The organism is Clostridium psychrophilum (genome assembly GCF_018861705.1).
Classification (GTDB): Bacteria; Bacillota; Clostridia; order Clostridiales; family Clostridiaceae; genus Clostridium_AD; species Clostridium_AD psychrophilum.
Genome location: NZ_JAHLEC010000131.1, coordinates 1 through 8280 on the forward strand (window position 1 = coordinate 1; position 8280 = coordinate 8280).

9 protein-coding genes and 1 pseudogene are annotated in these 8280 nt (G+C 31.5%); 3 read left to right on the top strand and 7 right to left on the bottom strand.

Annotated elements, in window-relative coordinates; translation table 11 throughout:
* Positions 1-118: 118 nt before the first annotated feature.
* Positions 119-1522, top strand: coding sequence for a sugar porter family MFS transporter (locus KPL38_RS17040; protein WP_216290340.1), 1404 nt, complete (start codon positions 119-121; stop codon positions 1520-1522).
* Between the two features lie 86 nt (positions 1523-1608).
* Here KPL38_RS17040 and KPL38_RS17045 read toward each other — a convergent pair whose 3' ends face one another.
* The 4 genes from KPL38_RS17045 to KPL38_RS17055 all read right to left on the bottom strand — a co-directional run bounded on the left by KPL38_RS17045 (position 1609) and on the right by KPL38_RS17055 (position 4754).
* Entirely contained in the window at positions 1609-3123 is a 1515-nt protein-coding gene (locus tag KPL38_RS17045; protein WP_216290341.1) for an ABC transporter permease/substrate-binding protein, read from the bottom strand.
* Positions 3120-4100: an ABC transporter ATP-binding protein gene (locus KPL38_RS17050; RefSeq protein ID WP_216290342.1), complete on the bottom strand. Its 981-nt coding sequence runs from the start codon at positions 4098-4100 to the stop codon at positions 3120-3122. Before KPL38_RS17050 ends, KPL38_RS17045 begins: the two co-directional genes overlap by 4 nt.
* Positions 4093-4224: a hypothetical protein gene (locus KPL38_RS20125; protein ID WP_281419368.1), complete on the bottom strand. Its 132-nt coding sequence runs from the start codon at positions 4222-4224 to the stop codon at positions 4093-4095. Before KPL38_RS20125 ends, KPL38_RS17050 begins: the two co-directional genes overlap by 8 nt.
* Positions 4225-4331: 107 nt before the next feature.
* Positions 4332-4754, bottom strand: coding sequence for a MarR family winged helix-turn-helix transcriptional regulator (locus KPL38_RS17055; protein ID WP_216290343.1), 423 nt, complete (start codon positions 4752-4754; stop codon positions 4332-4334).
* A 569-nt stretch (positions 4755-5323) separates the two neighbouring features.
* On the opposite strand from KPL38_RS17055, the gene KPL38_RS17060 reads away from it, so the two are divergent.
* Positions 5324-5530: a helix-turn-helix transcriptional regulator gene (locus KPL38_RS17060; RefSeq protein ID WP_216290344.1), complete on the top strand. Its 207-nt coding sequence runs from the start codon at positions 5324-5326 to the stop codon at positions 5528-5530.
* On the top strand, positions 5520-6008 hold the full coding sequence (locus KPL38_RS17065; protein ID WP_216290345.1) for a DUF6773 family protein: 489 nt from the start codon (positions 5520-5522) through the stop codon (positions 6006-6008). The genes KPL38_RS17060 and KPL38_RS17065 overlap by 11 nt, the downstream gene beginning before the upstream one ends.
* Positions 6009-6185: 177 nt before the next feature.
* On the opposite strand, the gene KPL38_RS17070 is transcribed toward KPL38_RS17065, so the two are convergent.
* The 3 genes and pseudogenes from KPL38_RS17070 to KPL38_RS17080 all read right to left on the bottom strand — a co-directional run bounded on the left by KPL38_RS17070 (position 6186) and on the right by KPL38_RS17080 (position 7982).
* Complete coding sequence (locus tag KPL38_RS17070) at positions 6186-6689, bottom strand: nitroreductase family protein (RefSeq protein ID WP_216290346.1); 504 nt, start codon at positions 6687-6689, stop codon at positions 6186-6188.
* Between the two features lie 104 nt (positions 6690-6793).
* A pseudogene (gene rhuM, locus KPL38_RS19825) lies at positions 6794-6883 on the bottom strand (RhuM family protein); the annotation flags it as partial.
* Positions 6884-7115: 232 nt separating this feature from the next.
* Positions 7116-7982: a YitT family protein gene (locus KPL38_RS17080; protein ID WP_216290347.1), complete on the bottom strand. Its 867-nt coding sequence runs from the start codon at positions 7980-7982 to the stop codon at positions 7116-7118.
* Positions 7983-8280 lie beyond the last annotated feature (298 nt).

Consider the following 8280-nt stretch of genomic DNA (forward strand, 5'->3'; position numbering starts at 1 on the left):
TTAGAAATGAATAAAAATAAACATTAACATTAATAAAGATAAGTAAGAAATCATTCGTATTATTTAAAGAAGGTTTCTTATCAAACTTATAATTAGATTATACAAGGAGGAAAAGTTAATGAAGACTAAGCAACAAAAAAACTCAAATAAGTTAAGCGGATATGTTATTTTAGTATCATGTGCAGCAGCTTTAGGCGGTTTGCTTTTTGGATATGATACAGCAGTAATATCAGGAGCAATTGGCTTCTTAACTATTAAATTTTCGCTTACTAGCTCTATGGTAGGCTGGGTAACTTCATGTATTCTAATTGGCTGTGCTGTAGGTGTAGCAATTGCTGGCACAGTCAGTGATAAATTTGGTCGTAAAAAGGCGCTATTGAGTTCTGCTATTATTTTTGCAGTATCTTCACTTGGAGCGGCTTTAGCAACTAGTGTTTCAATTCTAGTTTTTTGGCGTTTTTTAGCGGGGATTGGTGTAGGCATAACCTCACTACTTTCACCATTGTATATCGCTGAAATAGCGCCAGCACATATACGTGGGCGTTTAGTATCTTTAAATCAACTTGCTATTACAATTGGTATTTTCGTAGTTTATTTTGTTAATGCATGGATTGCCAGTACTTCAACTCAAACTTGGAATGTTAATACTGGTTGGCGTTATATGATGGGAATCGGTGTGTTGCCTTCAGTTCTATTTTTACTTTTCTTAATTCCTGCAAAGGAAAGTCCACGTTGGTTAGCAGGAAAGGGACGATCGGATGAGGCAAGAAATGTTTTAATAAAAATGGATGGTAGTAATCAATTAGTTGATAACGAATTAGCAGTTATTAAGGCATCATTACAATGCGAAACTAATAAGTTAAGCGATTTATTTAAAAAGCGTTTACGACCTGCACTAATTATTGGTGTATTGCTCTGTATCTTTCAACAATTTTCAGGTAGTAATGCAATTATGTATTACGCACCAGAAATTTTTAAAAATGCTGGTTTTGGTCAATCATCAGCCTATATTGCTACCGTCGTTATCGGTGCTACTAATATGGTGCTTACTATTGTGTCAATGGGCATGGTTGATCGAATTGGACGTAAGAAGTTATTAGGATTTGGTGCACTTAGTATGTCAATTTGTTTATTGCTGGTTAGCATTAGTTTTTATGCTCATTTTTCTGGATTAGTTGTTTTTATTTTTATTTTGTTATCTATCGCAGCATATGCAGTTTCTCTAGCACCAGTAACATGGGTTGTGATTTCGGAAATTTTCCCTACACAGCTTCGTGGGCGTGCGATGTCAATCTGTACCGTATTACTTTGGTTATCAGACTTTTTATTAACGGAAACATTTCCAATCTTAACCCAAGGAATTGGCGTTGCAACGACTTTCTTGCTCTACACTATTATAACAGCGATTGCAGCAATATTTGTTTGGCGTGTAGTCCCAGAAACTAAAAATAAATCTCTAGAAGAAATAGAGAGTTTTTGGGGAAAAAGATTAAAGAAACATGAAAAGAATTTCAGCAATTAACAATGAAATAGAAAAAACAAAGTGTAAAACTCATATTAGTTTTACACTTTGCTTATTTAAAATGACTTAGGAATTCAATAAAACTGTTACTTAAGCAACCCTTCCTTCTTAAGGTACTCTTTTGCAACTTCTAGGGCTGATTCACCTTTTACATTAACTTTATAATTCATATTACTCATTTGCGTATCTGTAATCTTGCCCGCTAATTTATTCAATGGCGTGCTAAGCTCCGGATACTTCTGGAGTGTTTTCTTAAGCATAAGTGGTGCACCTTGATATGGTGGAAAAAATTGTTTATCATCTTTTAATACTTTCATATTATATTGTGAAAGTTCACTATCTGTAGAATAAGCATCCACCAAGTTAATATCACCGGCTTTTATGGCAGTATAACGTAGTTTAGGTTCCATAGTCTTTATATTATCAAAATTAACTCCATAAGTCTTTTGAAGACCTTTATAACCATCTTCGCGATCAGTAAACTCAAGTGTAAATCCTGCTTTAACTTTATTCTCTACATTTTTTAAATCTGATATATTCTTAAGGTTATATTCTTTTGCAAAACTAGCCGGTACTGCAATAGCATAAGTATTGTTGTACTTCATAGGTTCGAGAAGTTCCATACTAAAATCTTTATCCATGCCAATTCGTGCCTGCGCGTATACCTGATTTGGAATATGGCTTTTTGCTTTTTCTTTTATAAATGTTTCAAGTGCCGTACCTGTAAATTCTGGATATATATCAATATTTCCTGATTTTAGAGCATTAAAAAGGAAGCTAGTTTTACCCATTCCAGGTTTTAACTTTACAGTAAGGTTAGTTTCATCTTCAATCATTAATTTATACATATTAATTAATATTTCAGGTTCAGAGCCAAGTTTACCTGCAATAGTGATTTCTTTCTTTTGTGCAAAAAAATACGGTGTAATAACAATAGATGCAATAATAATACTACCTAAAGCGATAGCTATCATTGATTTTTTTAAAGAAACTTTTTCTAAAATGCTCAGTAAAGTATCAAAAATAATTGCAAGAAGTGCCGCTGCAATTGCTCCAACTAAAATCAAATTATTATCATTACGGTCAATTCCAAGAAGAATAAGTTCTCCAAGCCCACCAGCACCAATTAAAGCCGCAAGTGTAGCAGTTCCAATGACTAGTACCATTGACGTCCTTACTCCCGCCATAATAACAGGCATTGCGAGTGGTAATTGAACCTTAAAAAGTTGCTTACGCCTATTCATTCCCATAGCCTGCGCTGCCTCAATTAATACCGGATCAATCTCTTTTATTCCGGTATATGTATTTCTAAGTATAGGCAAAATAGCATATATAACTAGAGCAATAACTGCTGGCAATTGTCCAATTCCTACAAGTGGTATAAGTATTCCAAGAATAGCAAGAGATGGTATTGTCTGAAAAATAGCTGCTATCTGTAGCAACGGTCCTGCAAGCAATTTATGCCTTGTTATATATATACCAAGTGGGACTGCAATAAGTACGGCGATAAATATAGCGATAAACGAAATCTGCATATGCTCAAGTAATGCAGTACCTAATTGTTGCCTACGCTCAACTAGTGTTGAAATTAGTGTATTCATGAGAGTTCACCACCTTTTTCAAGTTTAAGGGATATAAATTTAATTAAGTGCTCATTAGTTATAGTTCCAGTGAATTCTCCCAAATGTTTAACTGGGATGGCATTCTCATTTCCCAGTCGCTTAAGTAAGTTCTCAATAGACTCAGTATCATTTATAAATAAATCGCCATCGCCAGGTTTGTAAAAATCACAACATCCAGCATCTAACATATCCTTCACTTGATAAGGCTTGCTAAATATAGAAGTGTTATAGACATTACCCGACTTAAAAAAGTTTTTAACAAAATCATTTTTAGGGTTTTTCAAAATATTTGTTGGTGTGTCACACTGAACAATTTCCCCATCCCTCATTACACAAATTCTGTCTCCAAGCGCTAATGCTTCTTGCATATCATGTGTTACAAACACAATAGTTTTTTTAATCTTTTTTTGTAGGTTAACAATATCTTGTTGCAATTTTTTACGAGTAATTGGGTCTAGTGCACTAAAAGGTTCATCCATCAAAAGAATGGCAGGATCAGCAGCTAATGCCCTAATTACTCCTATCCTCTGCTGCTCGCCACCTGAGAGTTCACTTGGCTTTCTATGTCGATATTTATCAGGTTCAAGACCAACACTTTCCAAAAGTGTTGTAATCCTCTCCTTAATTTTTCTTTTATCCCAATTTTTTAATTCTGGTACAATAGCTATATTTTCTTCAATTGTCATGTGAGGAAAAAGTGCGATTTGCTGAAGCACATACCCTATACCCCACCGTAATTCATAGATATTATATTCACTTATCTTTTTTTCATTTATATAGATTGTACCGTCACTTAAATTTATCAAACGATTTATCATTTTAAGTGTTGTAGTTTTACCGCATCCACTTGGTCCTATAATTACAAAAAATTCTCCTTTTTTAATTTCAAGACTTATTGAATTAACTGCTCTATTGCCACTTGGATAAATCTTTGATACATTATCAAATTTAATCATTTAGTTTTCTCCTATATTCTCTCTTGATAAAGTTATATAAATCTTCTGGTTTTATAACCTTTAATGCTGCTTCAACAATTTTACTTCCTAATTGCCCAGTAGCTGCTGTAATATTGTAAATCATAATATTACCTCCAATTTTTATTTTATGTAATCTTTCGTAACCATTTTTTCTTCTCCTTAAATATTTACTTTGATATCAAAGCTTATTCTCAAAAAAAATATAATAACCTAAAAGTTATTATAAATTTTCTCTAATATCTTCTCAAAAACTTCTTTTTCATTATCACTTATACCTTTGTATTCAATATCATAAAGGTTCTGTGAAATCTTTTTAAAACCAGGCTCTAACTCCTTTCCTTTATCAGTTAGAAATATGATTGTTGATCTGCTATCATTAACATCTTTCTTTGATAAAATGTATCCTAATTTAATCAACTTGTTTACTAAAGATGTCACAGTGGATCTATCCCTATGAATACTATTTGCAATATCAGTCATAGTACATTCACCATGATGAAATAAAGTTGCTAGGATGTCTCCATGAGATGGTGCTATATCCATAAATCCTATTTGTTCTAATTCTTTCAGAATAAATACATTTGCTTTTTCTCGTATTCTGCTTATTAAATAAATTGTTTCATCTGTTTTCATGTTTTTTATTATACTTTGACATCAAAGTATTGTCAACTAAGAAAATCCTTCTTCTCTACATTTCTTTAGCTCATATAAAGCATCAATTTGTGCTTCTCTAGGTTCATACAGAATTTATATTAATAATTTTCTATTTTCAGATTTCCTTCTTAAAATTTCAACTAGACTCCTAAAGTGCGTTGCCACAATAACTATATAATAACATAATATCAATTATATTCCAATATTTATGTTTTAATAGATTATATCAAAACACTTTTACATTCTCTTGTTATAAAATGTTTCAAATTATGATAATGAGTTAGAGTCTATTAAAAGTAATGCTTTTAAAACTTAAATCCCCCCTATAGGAGTATTTAATATTGTGAAAGTTTTTGTATAAGATATAAAAAACATGCTACAATTTCTATACATTTAAATCGAGATTATACTATAATTCGAAGTAAAGATTATTTATGTTTTATGTAGCATACATAAAGTTGTCTGCTATTATTTTATGAATAAATGCAATATATACTTTACATCAAGGAATATATATAGTATACTATGCAATATATGGAGGTCATACCATGAAAAATAAACGAATGAAAATTGCTCGTATTGAATGTGATATGAAACAAGATGATTTAGCAAAAGCTGTAGCTGTTACACGCCAAACGATTGGACTGATTGAATCAGGCACTTATAACCCTTCATTAAAACTTTGTATTTCAATATGCGAAACACTTGGCAAAACATTAAATGAATTATTTTGGGAGGAAAAACATGAAAAATAACTTAATACAAGATGAGCGAGCTGTGGCTCAAAAACGTAAAATCGGCAGTGAAGCATGTACTCTGTTGCTCGGTGGTCTGGTTATATCATTACTTATTAAGGAATATATTTTCAATGTACCTTTCTCACAATATGCTACAGAACTTTTATGCTTATTGGGAGCTTCCATATATATTGTAATTAGGAACATCATAGCAGGGAATGATTTGTTTGAAACAAAAGGTAAGGGTAAAAAATCAGTTGTATTAATAAGCCTTCTGGTTGGATTGGGCGTATGTATAAGTGCAGGAAGCGCAAATTACGCAAGATATGGCGAGAGGTATACAGATGGTAGATTTTTTATTGTAACTTTGGCAATTCTATTTATTTCTGGAACAGTTTTAACATTCTTGATATACTCGCCTATATATGATTTAAATCAAAAGAGGCAGAAAAAAATTGCAGAAAAATTAGATAAAGAAGAAAACGATATAAAATAGTGTTGAATTTTATATCTCTTTCTTCTTATGTTTAAATTTATTATTTTTCGCAACGAGACAAAGTCCATGTTTAGATATATATAGCTAGAAAATAATCAAGTATTGCAAAAGCGTATCTATTTTCTACTATTGCTTCATCATGTATACGTTAGAATTGAAATATTTGCTTAGACAGTCTTATAGGTAAACGACTATTTCTTCTAAAGTCTTTCTAATCTTTTTAACATCTTTTGGCTCAGCATAACCAATAGGTGTAAATGCAATCGCCTCAAAATCTTTTCCAAGACCAATAATTTCACTAGCAGCAATCGGATCAAAATTGGCAATCCAATTTGTACCAAGTCCCAAAGCTGTGGCTTCCATTACAATATGATCCATTACAATTGCTGCATCTACATCACCATAATTTTTACCATCTTCTCTTACCCAACTTTCTTTTGTACTTGTGAAAATTCCAAGTACAATTGGAGCTTGAGTAAAATATGGACGTGGGTATATCTTTTGCAATTCATCCTGGTGTTCTTTAGTCTTAATTACAACTATTTTGAAGGCCTGTTTGTTATGTGCTGTTGGAGCAAGTAATGCCGCTTTAAGTATTTTGTTAAGTTTTTCGTCCTCTACACCCTCATTCTTGTATGCTCTTACGCTATATCTTTTTTCAACTAAATCTAAATATTCCATTTATAATCCTCCTTGATATTTTTTTCTAATTTTTTCATAAGTCAGTCAAAACTATTGAACTGAACATTTCCTTTGGTTACATATTCTTTAAGTGTATTTGTAGCCTATTTTCTAAATTGTGTTGCTTGTTTTGAATTTACTCTATATCCTACTGAAATAGTTACATCTAAATTATAAAACATAACATTTCTAGTAACCTTCCTATTTTCCTATTTTTGAACTATCCGGAAATACCGGATAGTTGAATCCTTAGTTAATTCTTTTGTTTCATAAATATTTTCCAAATGCTCATTAATTGTTCTAACATCTACATCAAAAAGCTTTGACATTGATTTTTGTGATAACCAAAATGTTTCATCTTGATGTATTTGCCAGGTGTTTTTTTTCAATCTATGTATACATTTTTTCCTTATTTATATCAGTATTTTACAAAACTGATTTTTTGAATCCTCCACCATTTATTTCTGATATATTTGATATTGTAATAAATGCTGAACTATCTATGTCTTGAATAATCATTTTAGCTTTAGCTATTTGGGTTAAAGTAATATAGATATTTATTATTTTTCTTTTTTCTCCAGTATAGGCTCCTTCTGCATTTATAAGAGTTCCACCTCTACCAAGCTCAGTCGTTAATGCACGGGATACCTCTACTTCTTTATCTGTTATTATCCATAATAATTTTTTATGATCGAGTCCATCTATTATCTTTTGTATAACCACTGTAGCTATGTACATACTAATTAAAGTATATATAATGAGTTCTAGTCCAGCTCCCATAAATAATACTCCAACGCCAATAATAACTATATTAATAGCCATGGAAAGAAAGGCTATTTCCTGACCAGTTTTTCTTTTAAGAATTGTTGCAATAATATCCGTTCCGCCTTGCGATGCCCTACTTCTAAATGCAAAGCCACAACCTATACCATTAAGCACTCCACCAGCTATGCAAGAAAGCATAATATCGTTGATCTGCAAATATGGAACCATTGGAATGGTGATATTTAAAAATACTGACATTGATACCATTCCAAGCAAGCTATAAATTATAAAATCCTTGTCTATTTCTTTTATGCCAACAATAAAAATTGGGATATTTAATATAAGAAGTGCTGCCCCAAGAGGAGTATTGATACAGTATCTTAATACAAGTGCAATACCTGTAATTCCTGCCGACAATAAATGATGTGGTACTAAAAAACAATTAACTGATATAGCAGAAATAAAAGATCCAAGTATAATTGCCAAAATTCTTATTACAAATGCCTCTTTCTCTTTTAATTTTTGCATAAAAATCACCCCGCTAGATTTAAAATCTATTTCATTTTAAACTTATTTATTAAAAACTCTCTATCCATCTTAACATACAATTGTGACTATAATATTAAATTTAATCTCTTTATTTTTATCACTGTAAAACCCAGTTTTAATATTAAGTCTAATATTTATAATTGATCTAATATTTGTCTTTTGTTGCAAATCGAGTAGGAGCTAAATAATTAGTTTATTTAGCGACCTCTCACACCACCGTGCGTACCGTTCGGTACACGGCGGTTCAATAGAAATTAATGTTTTAATAAATATATTT

Excerpts from the sequence above, each read along its gene's own strand:
- KPL38_RS17040 (WP_216290340.1), top strand. The coding sequence starts at position 119 with ATGAAGACTAAGCAACAAAAAAACTCAAATAAGTTAAGCGGATATGTT.
- KPL38_RS17055 (WP_216290343.1), bottom strand. The coding sequence starts at position 4,754 with ATGAAAACAGATGAAACAATTTATTTAATAAGCAGAATACGAGAAAAA.
- KPL38_RS17045 (WP_216290341.1), bottom strand. The coding sequence starts at position 3,123 with ATGAATACACTAATTTCAACACTAGTTGAGCGTAGGCAACAATTAGGT.
- KPL38_RS17080 (WP_216290347.1), bottom strand. The coding sequence starts at position 7,982 with ATGCAAAAATTAAAAGAGAAAGAGGCATTTGTAATAAGAATTTTGGCA.
- KPL38_RS17050 (WP_216290342.1), bottom strand. The coding sequence starts at position 4,100 with ATGATTAAATTTGATAATGTATCAAAGATTTATCCAAGTGGCAATAGA.
- KPL38_RS20125 (WP_281419368.1), bottom strand. The coding sequence starts at position 4,224 with ATGATTTACAATATTACAGCAGCTACTGGGCAATTAGGAAGTAAAATT.
- KPL38_RS17060 (WP_216290344.1), top strand. The coding sequence starts at position 5,324 with ATGAAAAATAAACGAATGAAAATTGCTCGTATTGAATGTGATATGAAA.
- KPL38_RS17070 (WP_216290346.1), bottom strand. The coding sequence starts at position 6,689 with ATGGAATATTTAGATTTAGTTGAAAAAAGATATAGCGTAAGAGCATAC.
- KPL38_RS17065 (WP_216290345.1), top strand. The coding sequence starts at position 5,520 with ATGAAAAATAACTTAATACAAGATGAGCGAGCTGTGGCTCAAAAACGT.